This is a genomic window from Archangium sp. (assembly GCF_057119385.1).
In genome coordinates this window covers 183,584-201,932 of sequence record NZ_DBNGVP010000154.1, presented here as the reverse complement: position 1 = coordinate 201,932, position 18,349 = coordinate 183,584, and the positions used below count along the sequence as shown (strand labels likewise).

Annotated in this window: 9 protein-coding genes; 7 read left to right on the top strand and 2 right to left on the bottom strand. The window is 69.7% G+C overall.

All coding sequences use genetic code 11. The annotated features are described in order from the left end of the window. Positions 1 to 95: 95 nt before the first annotated feature. From AC16DP_RS37010 to AC16DP_RS36980, 7 genes are all read left to right on the top strand, one after another. On the top strand, positions 96 to 2,537 hold the full coding sequence (locus tag AC16DP_RS37010) for an efflux RND transporter permease subunit (protein ID WP_329726147.1): 2,442 nt from the start codon (positions 96 to 98) through the stop codon (positions 2,535 to 2,537). A gap of 158 nt (positions 2,538 to 2,695) precedes the next feature. Further along, positions 2,696 to 5,494 carry a YncE family protein gene (locus tag AC16DP_RS37005; protein ID WP_329726148.1) on the top strand — a complete coding sequence of 933 codons (2,799 nt, stop codon included), beginning with the start codon at positions 2,696 to 2,698 and terminating at the stop codon, positions 5,492 to 5,494. 17 nt (positions 5,495 to 5,511) lie between these two features. Beyond that, positions 5,512 to 7,782, top strand: coding sequence for an ATP-binding protein (locus AC16DP_RS37000; protein ID WP_329726149.1), 2,271 nt, complete (start codon positions 5,512 to 5,514; stop codon positions 7,780 to 7,782). A 10-nt stretch (positions 7,783 to 7,792) separates the two neighbouring features. Then, entirely contained in the window at positions 7,793 to 9,205 is a 1,413-nt protein-coding gene (locus AC16DP_RS36995) for a type VI secretion system contractile sheath domain-containing protein (RefSeq protein ID WP_329726150.1), read from the top strand. A gap of 147 nt (positions 9,206 to 9,352) precedes the next feature. Beyond that, the gene (locus tag AC16DP_RS36990; RefSeq protein WP_329726151.1) at positions 9,353 to 11,281 is read left to right on the top strand and encodes a hypothetical protein; all 1,929 of its coding nucleotides are present in this window, start codon (positions 9,353 to 9,355) and stop codon (positions 11,279 to 11,281) included. 27 nt (positions 11,282 to 11,308) lie between these two features. Continuing rightward, on the top strand, positions 11,309 to 11,533 hold the full coding sequence (locus AC16DP_RS36985) for a hypothetical protein (protein ID WP_329726152.1): 225 nt from the start codon (positions 11,309 to 11,311) through the stop codon (positions 11,531 to 11,533). Continuing rightward, a complete protein-coding gene (locus tag AC16DP_RS36980; RefSeq protein WP_329726153.1) occupies positions 11,534 to 13,969 on the top strand; it encodes a phage tail protein in 2,436 nt (811 codons plus the stop codon). It begins immediately after the preceding gene. Between the two features lies 1 nt (position 13,970). Here the strand turns inward: AC16DP_RS36980 and AC16DP_RS36975 are convergent, their stop codons facing one another. Next, complete coding sequence (locus tag AC16DP_RS36975) at positions 13,971 to 14,495, bottom strand: hypothetical protein (RefSeq protein ID WP_329726154.1); 525 nt, start codon at positions 14,493 to 14,495, stop codon at positions 13,971 to 13,973. Then, positions 14,492 to 18,346, bottom strand: a complete 3,855-nt coding sequence (locus AC16DP_RS36970) for a hypothetical protein (RefSeq protein ID WP_329726155.1) — start codon at positions 18,344 to 18,346, stop codon at positions 14,492 to 14,494. The genes AC16DP_RS36975 and AC16DP_RS36970 overlap by 4 nt, the downstream gene beginning before the upstream one ends. Between the last annotated feature and the right edge of the window lie 3 nt (positions 18,347 to 18,349).

Below are 18,349 nucleotides of genomic sequence, written 5' to 3'. Positions count from 1 at the left end.
CGGCGCTTGGGCTCGCCCCCCATTCGTGAGACACACGCGGGCGGATGCGGGGGGTTGTGAGGGCCTTGCACGTGCGTCTGGATTTCAACAGAGGAATGGAGCGCTTCACCCGGCTGTCGTACCGGCGGCCCGGGCTCGTGCTCGCATGTGTGGTGGCGGCGGCGCTGCTGTCGGGCGTGCTGGCCTCGCGGCTCGTCTTCCGGGGCTCCTTCGTGGAGCTGCTCCCGGCCCACACCCAGGAGGTGCGCGAGCTGGAGGCCGTGTCCCAGAAGGCCGGCGGTGACGGCTACCTGGTGCTGCGGGCCCGCGGTGGGACTCCGGAGACGCTGCGCCGTTTCGCCCATGCGCTGGCGCCGAAGCTGGAGGCCCTGGACGAGGTCCGCTACGTCGAGTTCCACTACGACACGCGCTTCTTCGAGGAGCGCGCCCTGCTGCTGCTTCCCGCGGAGCAGCTGCGCTCCCTGCGCGCGGACCTCGAGGCCATTCTCCGGGCGGAGAAACGCGCCGCCCTGCCGCTGCTCGTGGAGCCCGAGGAGACGCCACCGCCCTCGCTCGAGGAGCTCGCCCGCCGCTACGCGCCCCGCGCCGCCGCCGTGCGCGAGTACCTGAGCCCCGCGGACGGCAGCGAGCTGTACCTCTTCGTGAAGCCCTCGGGCGTCGCCGCGGATCTCCCCTTCGCCCAGCGTCTGGTGACGCGGGTGCGGGAGACGAGCGCCGAGGTGGCGCGCCACTTCCCCGGGGTGGAGACGGACGCCACGGGCGCGCACGTGCTGCGGCTCGAGGAGGACAAGCGGATGCGCGCGGATCTCACGCGTGCGTCCATGCTCTCGTGCGCCATCGCGGCGCTCATCGTCGTGCTGTCCTGCCGGCGGCTGTCCTCGCTCCTGGTGGTGGGCGCGCCCGTGGGCGTGGGGTTGCTCGTCACCTTCGCGCTGGCGCAGCAGACCATCGGCTACCTCAACATCATCACCGGCTTCCTCGTGGCCATCCTCATCGGGCTGGGCATCGAGTACGGCCTGCACCTGGCCATGCGCTATGGCGAGGAGCGCCGCCAGCACCCCGCCGCGGAGGCGCTCGTCGAGGCCGTGCTGGGCACGTGGAAGGGCGCGCTGACGTCGGCCTGCACCAACGCCGCGGCCTTCGCCGCGCTCACGCTCGCGCAGTTCCAGGCCTTCGCCCAGTTCGGGTGGATCGCCGCCGCCGGGGTGATGTTCACCGTGCTGGCCACGTACCTGGGAGGCCCCGCGCTCATCGCCCTGACGGAGCGGCTGCGGCCCGGACGCGCGGAGCGGCCGCTGCCGGCCCGTCCCCGCCGCGAGGCCCCGCACCTGTCCCGTGCCGTGCTGGTGAGCATCGTCGTGGGCGTGTGCGCGCTGGCCGCCTGGTCCGCCACGGTGGTGGGCTCCATCGGCTTCGAGCCCGACATGCGCAAGCTGCGCGGGGAGTTCGCCGCCACCCGCCTGGACGATCACATCATCGCCCAGCTGGGACGGCGCCACTCGCCCACCATCTTCCTCGCCGAGGACGTGTCGCGCGCGGGCCAGCTCGCGGCCGCCCTGCGGGAGCTCGAGACCCGCCATGGCGCCGAGCGCACCTTCACGGAGGTGGTGTCGCTCAGTGACTTCCTGCCGCGCACGGGCGAGGACGTGGAGGTGGAGCGGGCCGCGCTGCGCGCCTTCCTCGAGCGCATCCCCGCGAGCGCCTGGGACTCGGAGCGGGTGGGCCCCGCGCTGCGCCGCCTGGAGTCCCTGCTGAATGCCCGGCCCTACGGCGTGGAGGAGCTGCCCGCCGAGGTGCGCCGCCGCTTCACCGCGCTGGATGGACAGGGCACCTTCGTGCTCGCCTTCAAGCGCGAGTCGCTCGCCGACACGGACGCGCTGCACCGCTTCGGCGTGCAGATGGACGAGCTGCGCGAGGTGGCCCGGGCCCGGGGCCTGGCGGTGCAGGTGCTCGACCCCAACCTCATCGCCTACCGCATCTTCGAGCTGGTGAGGATGGATGGCCCCTGGCTGCTGCTGGCCGCCGCGCTCGCGGTGTTCGCGATGATGGGGCTGAGCCTGCGCAGCCTGCGCCGGGCGGCGCTGGTGGCCGGGCCGCTGTACCTCGGGCTCGCGTGCCTGCCGGCGGCGATGCACCTGTACGGGCTCAAGCTCAACTTCATCAACGCGGTGGTGCTGCCCAACCTGCTGGCCATCGCCGTGGACAACGCGGTGCATCTCTACCACCGCTACCGCGAGGAGGGGCCGGGCTCGCTGCCCCACGTGGTGCGCACCACGGGCGTCGCGGCGGTGGTGGCCACGCTGTCCAATGCTGCGGGCTACGGCGCGCTGCTCACGGCGCGTCACCCGGGTTTGCGCTCCATCGGGGAGATCGCCCTGCTGGGTGTCGTCTGCGCCTCGCTGGGCACGACGGTGCTGTTCCCCGCCGTGCTCGCGTTGCTCGAGCGCCGCGCGCCCGCGGGCCTCCCGGAGCAGGAGGAGCCCCTGTCCCTTCCGCTCCAGACGGAATCGGAAGAGGAGCCCCGTCACTCGGCGTGACGTGAAGAGACCCGGTACGTGCGCACCCGGGTCATCCCGCTCCCCGCCCGGGTCTCAGAAGACACAGGATCTGTCAAGCCATCTCTGGAATCCCTGACTTGACGGCATACGGCCTCGTGTTGGAAAGGATTCTTCCAGTCCTTCTGTAGGGAGCCGTCATGCAAGCCAACCGTCTGGCATCACGCTGGAATCGTCTGAGAGCAGCCCTCGTCGCGGTGCTGCTCGTGGGGGGAGCGGTTGCGGGTCACGAGGCGTCGGCGTCCTCGTTCACCCTCTTCGAGAGCGGACAGGTGCGGCCGCTCGCGCTGTCCCCCAGTGGCAGGTTCCTCTACGCCGTCAACACGCCGGACAACCGCCTGGAGATCTTCCAGGTGGTGGCGGGCACGCTCTCGCACGTCTCCTCGGTGCCCGTGGGGCTCGAGCCCGTGGCGGTGGCGGCGCGGAGCGACGACGAGGTCTGGGTCGTCAACCATCTGTCCGACAGCGTGAGCGTCGTGCGCCACAACGTGTACGGGCGCGCGGGCGCCGTGGTGCGGACGCTGCTCGTCGGTGACGAGCCGCGCGACATCGTCTTCGCCGGACCGATGAAGAGCCGCGCCTTCATCACGGCCGCCCACCGCGGGCAGAACGTCCCCTTCGATCCGCAGTTCACCACGCCGGGCGTGGGCCGCGCGGACGTCTGGGTCTTCGACTCCAACAACCTGGGCAGCTCGCTGGCCGGCAACCCCCTGAAGATCATCACGCTCTTCAGTGACACCCCGCGCGCACTCGCGGTGACGCCGGATGGCTCGCGTGTGTACGCCGCCGCGTTCCACTCCGGCAACCGCTCCACCGTGGTGCATGAGATCCTCGTGCCCAACGGAGGCGAGGCGGCCGGTGGCGTCCCGGGACCCAACGTCAACGCCGAGGGCAAGCCGGCGCCCGAGTCCTCGGTGATCGTCCACTTCAACGGCACGGACTGGGTGGACAGCCTGGGCCGCCCGTGGACGGACAAGGTGAAGTTCTCCCTGCCGGACAAGGACGTGTTCGTCATCGACGCCAACGCCAACCCGCCGGCGCAGCTCTCCGGCACGGCCGGCTACTACACCGGCGTGGGCACCATCCTGTTCAACATGGCCGTCAACCCGGTGAACGGGAAGGTGTACGTCAGCAACACCGAGGCCCGGAATGACTTGCGCTTCGAGGGCCCGGGCACCTTCGCGGGCGAGACGCTCCGCGGCCACCTGCACGAGAGCCGCATCTCCGTGCTGAGCTCCACGGGTGTGGCCCGGCGGCACCTCAACAAGCACATCAACTACGCGGCCTGCTGCGCGCCCATTCCCAACGCGGAGAACGAGAAGAGCCTCGCGCAGCCGCTCGGCATGGCGGTGAACTCCAATGGCACCACGCTGTACGTGGCCGCGTTCGGCTCCTCGAAGATCGGCGTCTACTCCACCGCGGCGCTCGAGGCGGACACCTTCGTGCCGAGCACCACGAACCAGATTCCGCTGAGCGGTGGCGGGCCCACCGGCATGGTGCTGGATGAGAGCTGCGGGCGCATGTACGTGCTGACGCGCTTCGACAACGGCATCTCCGTGGTCAACACCGTCACGCGCCAGGAGGTGGCCCACCTGAAGATGCACAACCCCGAGCCGGCGAACGTGGTGGCGGGACGTCCCTTCCTCTACGACGCGAAGAAGAGCTCGAGCCACGGCGACTCGTCCTGCGCGAGCTGCCACATCTTCGGTGACTTCGACAGCCTGGTGTGGAACCTGGGCAACCCGGATGGCACCTACAAGGTGAACCCGAACCCGATCGTCCCGGTGCCGCCCGAGTTCGGCGATGATCCGACCTTCGGCCAGGATCCCAACTTCCATCCCATCAAGGGGCCGTTCTCCACCCAGAGCCTGCGCGGGATGGCGAACCACGGACCCATGCACTGGCGGGGGGACCGCACCGGCGGCTACACCGCGCCGAGCGCCCAGCCGGACAGCGGCGCCTTCAACGAGGCCGAGGCCTTCAAGCAGTTCAACCCGGCCTTCATGGATCTGCTCGGGAGGAACGCGCAGCTGTCCGCCGCGGAGATGCAGCAGTTCACCGACTTCATGCTCCAGGTGAGGTACCCGCCCAACCCGGTGCGCAACCTGGACAACTCGCTCACTCCGGCGCAGCAGCGCGGGCGGGACTTCTACTTCAACACCACGAGCTTCTTCCACGGCTCGTGCAACTCCTGCCACACGTTGGATCCCAACGCCAACCCGGGCGAGGGCCCGGTGGGCAAGGGCTTCTTCGGAACGGACGGCCGCCCGTCCTTCGTCGCCACGGCGCTCTTCCCCAAGACGCCGCAGCTGCGGAACATGTACCAGAAGATCGGCATGTTCGGCGTGGGCTACGACTTCGGCTTCACCCCGGCGGATGGCTTCATGGGAGATCAGATCCGCGGCTTCGGCTTCAACAGCGACGGCTCCATCGACACGCTGTTCCGCTTCAACAGCGGCTTCGACTTCCACCCGATCTTCAACTCGGTGGGCATCCCGGAGGGGCCCGAGGGCTACCAGGCCAAGCTGGACATGGAGCAGTTCCTGCTGGCCTTCGACACCAACCTGGCGCCGATCGTCGGCCAGCAGGTGACCCTCACGCCTGGCAACGCGTCCGTGGTGGGCCCGCGGCTCAACCTGCTGGTGGCGCGCGCGAACGCCGGGGAGTGTGACCTGGTGGCCCAGGGCCGGATCGGCCTGAGCGAGGTGGGCTTCTTCTACCAGGGTGGCTACTTCAAGCCCGACCGGCAGTCCAGGCCGCAGCTGACGGACGCGGCCCTGCGTCTGCAGGTGTCCACGGGGGGTGGGGCGCTGACCTATACGTGCACGCCTCCGGGCTCGGGCCAGCGCATCGGCATCGATCGCGATCTGGACGGCTTCCTCGACGGCGACGAACGGGCCGTGGGAAGCAACCCGGCCGATCCCCTCAGCACCCCCTGAGCAGGCCGAGCACCCCCATGGCCAGACAGCACGAGTCTTCCCTCCCCGCCCGGTCGTCTCTGGCTCGCTCGACGCTCATCAACATGGGGGTGCGCATCGCGGTGATCATCGCGCTGACCACCTTCTTCAGCTACCTCCACATCTTCTACTCCCTGCGCGACGAGGCCCTCGTGCAGTTGAAGCGCAACGTCACGGAGCGCAGCCAACGGGAGCAGCTCCTCTTCGTGCTGGCGGAGGACGACCACGCCGCCATGAAGAAGGCCCTGGAGGAGCGGCTCCAAACGTTGAGCCAGGAGGACGTGGACGCCCGGTTCGACGAGCTGTTCGCCCCGCGTGCGGATGGGACGATCCGCAACCGCCGCGAGAGCTTCGATGGCACGCGGATGCCGGGCGTCTTCGTTCCCCCGGGCGTGACGGCGGATGCCGACTTCCGCCGCCGGCTCGTGGCCGCTTATGACGTGACGGCGCAGTACGCGCCCGCCTTCCACGTCCGCTTCGAAACCACCGGCATCATCCTGCCGGAAGGCGCCATCGCGGGGTACTGGCCGGAGGGGGCCAACTACTTCCAGGATCTCGAGCCCACGTTCTCGCTCGAGGACTTCGAGTACTACACGCTGGGGTTGCCCGCGAACAACCCGCGGCGGGTGTCCGCCTGGACGAGCATCTACGAGGATCCGCCCACCCAGACGTGGATGGTCACCGTCGCCACCCCGGTGGACGTGGAGGGCCGCCACGTGGGGACCATCACCCATGACGTGCTCCTCAACGATCTGATGGCCCGGACCATCAACAACCACATGCCCGGGGCCTACAACATCCTCGTCCGCGAGGATGGGCAGCTCATCGCCCACCCCGAGATGAGGATGAAGAGCGGAGAGGGCGTCTACGACATCCTGAAGAACACCGGGAAGCCGGAGGATGCCGCCGCGTACGTGGGCACCGCAGCGCAGCGGGCCCACCTGCACGCCATCTTCGAGCGGGTGAAGAACCAGTCCCCAGAGCAGACCGTGCTGGAGCTCCCGGAGTACGACGAGCTGCTCGGCGTGGCCCGGCTGAAGGGCCCGGGGTGGTACGTCGTCACGGTGCTGTCCGAGCAGGTGGTGTCCGCGGGCGCGTTCCGGGCGGCGCGCTACGTCCTGGGATTCGGCGTGGCGTCGCTGCTGCTGGAACTGGCCATCATGTACTGGGTGCTGAAGCAGCAGATTACCCGCCCGCTGATGGGCTTCACCCAGGCCACCGCCCGGCTGGAGGCCGGCGACTTCGACGTCCAGTTGGAGACCTCGCGCGGCGACGAGCTGGGGCAGTTGGCGAACGCCTTCCAACGGATGGCCGGGGAGATCCACCGGCGCGAGGAGGCACTGCGGCAGGCCAACGAGGGCCTGGAACAGCGGGTGGAGGAGCGCACCCGGGAGCTCCAGGACGTCCACCGGCAGCTGGTGGAGACGGCGCGGCAGGTGGGCCGGGCGGAGATCGCCACCAACGTGCTGCACAACGTGGGCAACGTGCTCAACAGCGTCCTCACCTCGACGCTGCTGGCCCGGGAGCGGCTGGGCGCGTTGAAGCTCGAGAGCCTGGAGAAGCTGGCGGAGCTGCTCGAGGCGCACCGGGCCGATCTCCCCACCTTCCTCACCCGGGACGAGCGCGGGAAGAACACGCTGCCCTTCCTCACCCGGCTGGGCCAGTACATGTCGGAGGAGCGGCAGGAGCTCCAGACGCTGCTCGGCGACATCAGCCGGCACACCGAGCACATTGGCGCCATCGTCAAGCTGCAGCAGCGCTACGCCCGGACGCCCCAGCACATGTTCGAGCCGGTGCAGCTGGGGGAGCTGGTGGAGGACGCCCTGCGCATCAACCAGGCCGCGCTCGGCCGCCACGCCGTCCAGGTGGAGCGCGACCTGGCCACCGTGCCTCCCGTGGAGACCGAGAAGCACAAGGTGTTGATGATCCTGGTGAACCTGATCAGCAACGCCAAGTACGCCATGGATCCGGTGCCCGCGGGACAACGGCGCCTGACGGTGAGCCTGGCGAATCTCACGCCCGGGTGGATCCACATCGAGGTGCGGGACAATGGCGTGGGCATCCCGCCGGAGATGCTCACACGCATCTTCCAATATGGCTTCACCACCCGCAGCGAGGGGCACGGCTTCGGCCTGCACTCCAGTGCCCTGGCGGCCCAGGAGCTGGGAGGCTCCCTGAAGGCGCACAGCCCGGGACCGGGCCAGGGGGCCACGTTCACACTGGAGCTGCCCCTCACTCCCGAGCAGCGCGGTGAGCGGGCGAGCGCGTAGCGGAGGCCCCATGGACACCACCCTTCCACCCGCGGTCCGTGTGCGCTGGCTCGTCGCCGGGGCCTTCCTCCCCTCCCCTTCGGGCCACCGGTTCCTCCTCACCGAGGCCGCCTTCGCCGAGCAGCTCGGGCGCGCCGGGAGCGGGCTGAACGTCACCCTCCGGGATCGCATCGGCTCCGGCGACGCGAGTTCCCATACCCTCTCCTTCGAGGGGCTGGAGTCCTTCCAGCTCTCCGCGGTCATCGACGCCCTGCCGGATCTGCGCACCCTGCGCGCCGTCCGTGACGCGCTCTCCGGCGCGAGAGGCCTCGGTCCCCAGGACGCCGCCCGCCTCCTGGAGGGCCTGGGCCCGGGCCTGCTGTCCTCGGCGCTGGCCGAAGCCCTGCGCCAGACGCACTCGCCCCAGGAGGCCCGCGACGCCGCGCTCGCGCTCGTCGAGGAGGCCCTCTTCGGCACCGCGCGGGACATCCTCCTGCACCCCCGGGTGGCGCGGCTGGAGTCCGCCTGGCGCGGGCTGCACTGGCTGTGGACGCACTGCCCCACCGCCGCGGGCATGGACATCGAGGTGCTCGACGTGGAGCCCCACCAGCTGGTGGACGCGCTCACGCGGAGCCTCGACGTGCCCGCCCTTCAGCGGCCCGATGCGTGCTTCCTCGTGGATCCCCTCGACGACGTGGACACCCTGCGCCGGCTCGCGGCACTGGGTGAGCAGGCCTGTCTGCCCCTGGTGGTGGCCGTCCGGGAGGCGCCCGAGTCGGAGGCGTGGAACCGGCTGCGAGCGGAAGAGGACTCCCGCTGGCTGTGTGCCGCGCGGAATCCCGTGGTGATGATGGCCGAGCAGCACGGGGAGGTGCACCGCGAGTGCTTCACCAGCCCCGCGTTGGCCATGGCGGCCCTGTTGGCGGCGAGCTTCCGTGACACGCGCACCTTCGGCCGGTTGGTGGGGCCGGGCAGCGGGACGCGGGCACCGGCCGTGTGGAGGCCCGGCGGACGCTCGCCGGTGTCGACCGAGGTGGGCCTCTCCCTGAGAGAACAGGAGCGGCTGGCCGCGCGGGGCGTGGTGGGCGTGGGAGGCTGGTGGGACTCGAACGCGGTGCTGCTGGCGGCGGCGCCCATGGTGTACGGCGGCGGGGATGCCACGCCGCTGCCCGCGCAGCTGCTCACCGGCCGCATCGTCCGCCTCGCCGAGGAGATCGCCGAGCGGCTCCCCGGGGGCGCCAGCCAGGACGCGGTGTCCGCCGTCTTCACCCGGGCCGCCGAGGCATTCCTCCCCACGGGGAATGCCGGGCGGGCCTGTCAGCTGCAGGGCAAGGTGGTGTCCACGGGGAACGGCGAGCGCGGCGTCCAGGTGTTCGCCGCGCTGAAGCCCGAACTCGCGGGCACGCACGTGCAGCTCGAGTTCATGCTGCCGCTGCACGGCTGAGAGGCGGGCCCGGGGCTCAGCCGGCCCAGGGCAGGCCCTGAGAAGTGCGAGGGGCTACGACAGCCAGTGGAGGTCGCCGGGGACGAATCCAGGGGCGATGTGCGATGATGCGCCCAGGCACCCTGCTCGAGGGGAGGACACCACCCGGTGAGGACGGCATTCCAGGAGGAGCTCAAGCCCGAGTTGACGCTCACCATCGGCGGCCAGTCCTTCTCCATCCCCGGTGGGCAGGTGAAGCACCTGGCCGTGCGCCTGGGCAGCCACGGCTTCAACGCCTCGGTCACCTTCTGGACCTCGTTGGAGAAGAAGGACTCGCCGCTCTTCACCGCCTTCCAGAAGCCGGACCTCGTCCAGGTGCGGCTGGCCGTGGCCTCGGTGAACCCCGCGCTCGACTCGCCGCCCGCGCCGCTCGTGGTGCAGGGCATCGCCCGTAGCCGCCGGGTCATCGCCGAGCCCCACGGCAAGGACAAGAAGGCCGAGCGCGTCTTCCGCCGCTACACCTTCGAGTTCGCCGACGCCGCGCAGGTGCTCTGGCGCCAGCACCGCCCCATCGAGCTGCACACGGACATGTCCATGCAGGAGGTGCTCGAGGCCCACAAGGCCACCCTCCAGCTGTCCTACGACTGGGCCTCGCTGCGGCAGAAGCAGGAGATGCTGTGCCTCGCGCTGGGCGCGGATGCCCCCGAGGTGAGCTTCTACGACTTCGTCCTCTGGTACGTGGACGCGAACAACGGCGTCTTCAGCTACGACTGCCAGAAGAACGAGTACCTGCTGGCCGACAGCAAGCCCTCGGGCACGGCCGAGCCGCTGGATCGCCTCCAGGTACAGCACGTGGACGTGCGGCTGCCGCAGCCCATCCGCCACGGCACGCGCGTGCTCAACGCCCTGGCCAACGGGCCCACCACCACGCCCATCGAGCAGCCGCAGGCCGTGGCGGGCGTGTCCCATGACGTGCTGCTGCGCACGCCCATCACCACCCAGGCCGAGCAGCGCGAGAAGCTGGAGAAGGCCCGCCTGCAGGTGCGCCAGCGGCAGTTGCAGCTGTCCTTCAAGCACTTCCCCACGGTGCCCGTGCATCCCGGCGCGCTGGTGCGCCTGGAGGGCCCGCTGTGGCCCAAGGCGTTGACGGGGCTGGACGAGGACCAGCGGGTGCTGGAGCTGGAGCTGGAGGCCCATGCCGAGCGCGATGGCCAGCACGACAACCAGCAGACGCCCCAGGCCAACTACCAGGTGATGATGTCGGCGCGGCTGGAGTCCGCCTCGGAGCCGCTGGTCACCCTGCCCCCCTTCCGCGCGCCGCGCTACCCCATCCACGTCGAGGCCCTGGTGCACAGCCCCGGCGGCGAGCCCCAGGACAGGCGCTACCTCATCGTCGAGGACGAGAAGACGTCACTGACCTGGTTCCGGATGACGGTGCCGCTGTGGAACCAGACGGTGAGCGTGCCGGCCGAGCCCATCCACTTCCCGGGCCAGTTCTTCTTCCCGCCGTACAAGAACACGCGGGTGCTGGTGGCGCTCCACTTCGCGCATGCCGAGTTCGACCGCTTCCTCGACTGGAAGGAAGGCGTGCGCACGCCGCAGGACGGACAGGGCGATCAGATCCTCCTGGGCTGGAACAAGACGAGCCAGACGGCCTTCACGCACGACTTCCAGGAAGACAAGCCGGTGTGGAACATGCTCCGCACCAACGGGGGTGACACCCAGGTCATCCGCATGAAGGAGGGCAACCTCTTCATCCAGGTGAAGGAGTCGGAGGCCAGCGGGCCCCCTACCCCCACGTACGATGTCACCCCCCAGGTCGAGGCCGCCAAGGGAGACCTCACGGCGGCGGTGGGAGGCGCTGTCGGGGAGACGTCCGCCGCCTACCAGGCCGCGATGGGCTCGGTGCGTGCGAAGATGAAGAGCGCCCAGGCGGAGGCCAAGGCGGCGCTCAGCGGGGCCCGCGCGGAGGTGGGCGCCAAGGTGGCCGAGGCCAAGAGCGGGCTGAAGGGGGCGACCTCGCGGCTGTCCCAGGGAATGGGGCAGTTGTCGGGCGCGGCGGAAGCGGCCAAGGCGGCCCTGAAGAAGCTGCTGTGAGAAGGAACCGGGGGACGGAGCGCACCCATGAAGCAACTGAGCGGCAAGGTAGCGGAGCTTCGCGGAGAGCTGGAGTCCTTCAGCACGGGCGTGGTGGCCCGCCTGAAGCCGATCCGCACGGAGGTCGAGGCCCTCACGGGCAAGCTCGAGGCGGCCGTGGGCGCCCTGCGCCCCGAGGTGGACGCGTTCGGTGGCGAGCTCTCGAAACAGATTGATGCACTGGACGCCGAGCTGGCGGAGATGGAGCCCTGAGTGAAGGCCCTGTGGTCCAGGTTCGACAAGGCCGCGGACGACGTGCTCGCCCTGCGCGAGAAGCTCACGTCCTCCGGGGGCCGGATCCAGAAATCCGTGAAGGCCATCGAGCCGGCGGTCTCCTCGCGTTTCGACGCCCTGGAGAACACGGTGAAGGACAAGGAGAAGTCCTTCGTGACGCAGCTCGACTCGCTGGGGCAGGAGGTGGTGAAGCGCTGCCAGTCCCTCTCCTCCGAGCTGCTCGCCGCGCTGAAGAAGCGCAAGGACGCCCTGAAGGCGAAGCTCGACGAGCGCGTGAAGCAGCTCGAGGCCGAGTACAAGAAGCTGCGTGATCAGGCCGAGCAGGAGCTGAAGAAGCTCACCTCCGAGCTGGAGGCCCGGCAGAAGCAGCTCGAGGGGGAGTACAAGAAGCTGCGCGCCCTGGCCGAGCAGGAGGCGAAGAAGCTCACCACGGCGCTCGAGGCCCAGGAGAAGAAGCTCCAGGACGAGCTCGAGAAGCTGCGGGCCCAGGTGAAGAAGAAGGAGCCGGGGGCGGCCGCCCAGCTGGAGACCCGCGAGAAGCAGATCAAGGAGGAGCTCCAGAAGCTGCGCGCGCAGGTGGATGAGCAGGTGAAGAAGGCGGCCGCGCAGGCGGATGCGCGCGAGAAGCAGATCAAGGACGAGATCCAGAAGCTGCGCGATCAGGTGGAGCAGCAGAAGAAGAAGTTCGAGGAGCGCGAGAAGCAGCTCGAGGAGGACTTCCAGAAGCTGCGCGCCGACGCGGAGAAGGAGCTGGAGAAGGCCTTCGCGGAGATCGAGGCCCGCGAGAAGCAGGTGCGGGAGGAGCTCGAGAAGGTCCGCACCCGCGCGAGCCAGGAGCTGGAGGGGGCGGCCACGAAGCTGGAGAACGTGACCACCCTGGTGCTGGCCCCGGCGGTGCAGATCCGCGAGACGGTGGGCCAGGAAGCCGAGCGGCTGAACACCGCGCTCGACGCCGTGATCGCCGAGCCCACCAACGCCCTGCAGCGGCTGCACGATACCGTGCAGTCGACGAGCGAGTCCTCGAAGGCCGAGGCACGACGGTTGATCGGCCAGGTGCGCGCGGGGCTGGAGCCGGTCCGCTCCACGGTGAAGAGCGCCACCGAGACGGCCGATCAGCTCCTCCAGACGCTGGAGACCACGGTCGCCAACACGCTCGGGGCCGGGCGCGATCAGCTCAACCAGGTGCTGGACACCCTCGAGCAGACCCTGGCCGGGCAGGTGGAGAACCTGGCCAGCCAGATCAAGGCCGTGGAGCAGCTGATCGAGCAGATCCAGCAGCAGATCGACGCGCTCATCACCCAGGGCAGCGAGGCCATCGACACCGTGATGAGCACGGCGATGGCCACCTTCGAGTCCATCCAGCGGCCCGTGCAGCAGACGATCGACACCGCCTTCTCGGTGATGGATCAGCTGATGGAGACGGTGGCCCAGCTCGAGAAGCAGCTGCAGGCGCTCTTCGCCCTGCTGCCCGAGAAGCTCGAGCAGTTGCAGACACTCTACAAGACGCTGGTGGGCACGCTGGAGTCCGTGCTGGCCAAGGCCGTGCAGATGCTGGAGGCCATTCCCGCCTCGGACCTGCCCAAGGCGCTGGTGGATCCGGCCATGCAGGCCATCAGCAAGGTGGTGACGCAGATCTCCACCCAATTGACGGCGATCTCCAACCAGGTGGGGCAGCAGATCACCTCCCTGTCGGATCAGCTCATCACCCAGGTGGAGCAGCTCCAGACGCAGGCCGTGCAGCAGGTGCAGACGCTGCAGGATCAGCTCGTGCAGCAGATCGGCACCCTGCTGGAGTCGGTGCAGAGCACCATCGATCAGGCCGTCACGCAGGTGGAGCAGCTCGTGGCGCAGGTGACGGCGCAGATCGCGAACGCGCGGGATCAGGTGGTGAAGCAGGTGGAGGCCATGGTGGAGCAGGTCTCCGCGCGCGTGGACGCGCTCAAGACGCAGGTGAAGGAGCAGCTGGACATGCTCCAGCAGCGCCTGGCGGACGGGGTGAAGACCGCGACGGACCAGATGGCGAAGGTGGGCGAGACGGTCGAGACCCAGGTGAACGCGGCGCGCGATCAGCTCAAGTCCAGCATCGACACGGCGCGCACGTCGGTGGAACAGGGGCTGGAGGAGGTCCGCAAGGCGCGGGAGCGCATCGAGACCGAGCTGACCCAGCGGGTGGATCAGCTGCTCACGCCCATCGCGACACAGGCCGGCTCACTGATGGATGCGGCGGCGAAGCAGATCGACGCGATGGCGGGCCGCGTGGACGAGGCCCGGGAGCAGCTGCTCGCGCCAATGGACAAGATCGAGCAGTCCATCAAGGAGACCACCCTCTTCGAGGAGCCGGTGAAGCAGGCCCGCACGTGGGTGGAGAAGATGATGGACGGGCTGGACGCCCAGGTGCGCGCGCTGGCGGCCTGAGCTACTTCCCGCCGGGGAGGCCGGGCAGCTTGGGCATCTCCTTGGGCAGCTCCGGCATCTTGGGCGCCTCGGGAGGCTTGGCCTCGGGCGCGGCCATCTGATCCTGGGGCAGCGCGGGAGGCGTCGAGTCGCTCAGGATGCGGCTCACGGTGAGCTCGATGTCCACCGCGCTCGACACGGGTGGGCTGAGCAGCAGCTGCCAGTTGCCGTCCGGGGCGGTGAAGAGGAACGAGACGGCCAGGGCCCCCTCCGACGGGGCCTTCACCTGGAAGCGCTGGATGGTGCCCGGGTAGATGACGGACGTCTGGAGCACGGTGTTGTCCGGGGCGCCCACCTTGGCGGCCACCTCGGAGTACGCCTCGTTGGCGTACTGCTTGGGGTCCACCTGCCGGACGAGCATGTACATGGGCCGGCCCAGGTTCGTCCCGGGAGGCGACTTGACGTTGAGGTTGATCTGACTGGCGCCACAGCCACTGAGCAGTGCCAACGCCGCCAGGGCCGAGAACCGATACATGCGTGCGCTCATCGTGGCACCTCCCGGAAGGGCACCCAGGGGTCTCCCTTGAGGCCGAAGCTGATCTCCAATCCGCGCTTGCCCACGCCGTTGCCCTGCAGGGCGAGGCTCCACTGGCGGCGCTGATCGCTGGTGAGGGTGGCCTCCTCGAAGAGACGGAAGCAGCTCCAGGCCGAGCGGTTCCACGGCAGCGACAGGTACTGGGGCGCGTCGCGCGCGGGCGAGCGCATCTCCAGCACGATGGAGGACACCTGCTGATCCCACCAGCTCAGGGGGAACTCCTGCCAGGTGGGGCTCTGGTTGAAGCCGTAGGCGGTCGTCTTCCCGCACTTGAGGGAGGACATGGTGACGAAGACGCCGGTGATGGGCGGCGCGGGCAGGGGCTGGGGCTGCACCTTGAGCATGAGCGGCCGGGGCCTGCCCTCGTCATCCCACAGCAGCTTGGACAGGCGGGACAGGCGGCTGAGGCTCAGCAGCAGCTCGTCCGGCATGGTGAGCTTCTCGCGCAGGGGCCCGCGCAGGGACCACTGGGTGCCGCGCTCCACGGCGACGCGGGAGAACATCTGGTCCACGAAGTGCCAGAAGGCACCGTCCTTGCGGCGCAGCACCTCCAGCTCGCCCGGATCCACGTCCTCCTTGGAGTCGGGGTTGAAGGGGTAGCGCTCCAGCATGGGCCGCAGCATGCGCCCGGCGGCCTCTTCCCACTGGCGTGACAGGGTGCTCTCCAGCTCCTGCTTGCCCAGCTTCTGCACCTGGAGGAAGGGCTCGAGGAAGGGCTGGCGCAGCTCGCCGGTGATGCCCTGCGAGTCCAGCCACTCCTGGGCCTTGCGCAGGTACGAGCCTTCCTCCTCGAGCAGCATGGACAGGGCCACCTTCTCCAGCGGGGTGATCATGTCCGAGAGCTCCGCGGTGCCATCCTGCGGCGCCTCTTCGCCCTCCCCTTCCTCGGCCGGGGCCTTCTTGTCCTTCTTGGCGGGGGCCGCGGCGGCGGCCTTGTCGTTGCCCGCGGCGGCCTTGTCCTGGCCGGGCCTGGACACTGCGTCCAGCTCGTCGTGCATCTGCGCCACCAGCGCCTGGTACGGAGCGAGCGCGGCATAGAAGCCGCTCTTGTCCGCCGTCATGAGCTGGACGATGGGCCGGAAGGGCGCCACGGCGTTGCGCAGCGGCTCGTAGTAGGGGCCCTCCAGCGGCTCGAGGTTGGCGCGGGTGGCCACGTCGCGCAGCATGTCCACCTGCTCCGAGGACGGCTGGGTGAGCCGGGCCAGCGAGTCGAGCAGCTGCCGGCGCGGCGCGGTGAAGCGGTAGCCGCGGATGGTGTGGAAGAGCCCATCGCGGTAGCCCTGGGAGAAGAGGTTCACCCGCTTCTGCACGTACGCCTCGCGCTTGGCGGCCTCCTCCAGCGGCAGCTGGGCGTTCTTGAGGCGCTGGGTGAAGTCATCCACCAGCGGCTTGAGGTCCGCCTCGAAGGGCGTCCGGGTCAGCACCATCTGCCCATCGCGCACGGAGGCGTGGGCGGCGACCGACAGCCGTCCGCTCTTCTCATAGGTGTCGAGCAGGGCCTGGAGCAGATCCCGCGACAGCTGGGGCGGGCGGAACTCGAAGGACTGCTGGAGCAGCTCGATGCGGTAGGGGCCCTTGTTCTCGCCCGTCAGCCAGAGGCCATCGCGGGTGAGCAACTCGGAGGGGGTCATCTTCTCCACGGCCTGGTAGCCCGCGTAGGCCTCCTCCTCCATGCGCAGCACGGCGGCGAGCGTGTCCCGGTTCGCCCTCAGCCAGTCGAGCACCTGCACGGTGGTCTCGATGCCCTCGAAGTGGCGCGTGTTGACCTGCACCGCCGAGGCGTCGAACAGGTTGAGCACGGTGGGCAGCGAGGCGTAGACGTCCAGGTCCGCCAGCTGCGCCTGCAGACGCTCGCGCTCCTCGCGTCGCAGATCCAGCTCGGCGAGCCCCTTGGGCCCGGCCTCCAGGGTCTGCCGCAGGAAGAGGAAGTGATCCACCCAGGGCTTGAGCTGGCTCTCGAACGTCAGCCGCTGCGCGTAGGGCCAGCAGGACCAATCCTCGTCCGCGTTGTTGGAGATCTGCACGGCGCCGCGGCGGCAGGGCGGTGAGCGCTCCCAGGGCTCGTCACTGGCGAGCACGTAGGTGGCCACCAGGGGCTCGCGCAGCTCCAGCGCGGAGATCCACGTGCGGCTCTTCTCGATGGTGGAGGCGGTCTCGTTCGCGTCCTCGCCGCCGCGGAACCGGCTCAGGAGCCGCGTGTGCTGGGGCTGGATGCTGGAGCTCACGAAGGTGCCCAGGCTGTCCCCGTTGGAGGCGTGCAGGGTGGCCAGCAGGTAGAGCACCTGCTCGGGGCGGCAGTCCCTGGGCTGCTTGCGGCAGTGCGTGAGGGCGGGCCGCAGGTGGCTCTCGCGGATCCCCCGGGCCAGGCGCTGCCGCAGATCCGCCATCTCATCGGGGAAGCTGGAGCTGAGCGGCGGCCACCAGCGCGTGGCGCGGTTGAGATGCAGCAGCGCCTCCGCGGCCTCGTTCACCTCCTGCTCGACGACCTCTCCCCTGCCCTCCAGGCCCTGCTCGCGCAGCTCGGCGATGGTGTCCTCGAAGCCCTTCAGCTCGTCCTGGGCCTCGCCCAGCAGCGAGTAGAAGTGGGCGTACGCGGCGATCACCGGCAGACAGCCCACCACGGCGATCGTCACGGCGCGCCGCAGGTGGGTGCGCAGGTAGTGCTGGCGCAGCGACTGGGTGGAGCTCTCCTCGGCCAGCACGGACAGGGTGTCGCTGGCGCGCGCCTCGGGCGTACGGGAGGAGAAGAACACCCGGGTGATCCGCGGCTTGAAGGAGAGCGTGTCGCCCTCCAGCAGCGCGGAGACGAAGCGGCCCAATGCCGAGAACGAGCGGCCGCCCTGGGAGTAGAAGTGCTCCAGGCGCTCGAAGTCGTCCACCGGCAGCGAGGTGAGGCCCAGGGCCAGGTACTGCTCCTGCCCTTCCAGCAACGAGGCCAGCCGGCCTTCCTCACCCGCCTTGGGGATCTCGAAGGACAGCGGCACGTTGTGCTTCTTCAGCAGCCGGGCGAAGTCCTCGAAGCCCTCGAGCCCGTCCATGTGCGTCAGGCACAGGCGGGTCTCCATGGGACCGCCGCGGGCCTCGGACATGATGTTGAGCTTGCCGCGCAGCAGCTGGGCCATGCGGCGCTGCTCGTCGGGCGGGGTGTCCGCCAGCCAGCGCACGTCCAGGGCGATGACGGCCAGGCCCTTCTGCCGGTGGTTGAAGCACTTGCTCCACATCCGGCGCAGGGCGCGGCGCGCCCCGAGCGACTCATCCTCCAGCAGCGGCGCGGACACCTCCTGCACCACGCAGTCGGGGCCCAGGTAGATCTGCAGCAGCGCGTCCGCGGTGTAGCTGGGGAGGAACTGGCGGGCCTGGCGCTGCCAGTCCACGTCCAGGCCGATCAGCTCCGTCTTGCCGCTGCCGGCGGGCCCGAGCACCACCACGTTGGGCAGGTCCACCACGGCGGCGCGGTTGGCCCAGGGCAGTCCGGAGAGGAACGCCTGGCGCACCCGCAGCAGGCGGTTGGAGTCCATCGGCGGAGGGCCGCTGGCGGCCGGATCTCCGGCACGGCGGCGGCGCCACCACGGCAGGATCCACTTCACCGTGGCGAACACGAGGAACGCCACGACGGAGATCACGAGGATCCAGATGAGGTACGGGCTCACCAGGGCCCAGAGCTTGCCGAGCGTCGTCGCGCTCGACTTGACGGACTGGGCCCCCGAGTTGAGGGAGTTGACCCCCGCGCTGAGCGCCTTCGTCGGATCTCCGCCCCCGGCGGGAGCTTGCGCCAACACCACATTCAGCAGCTGCGACCCCACGGA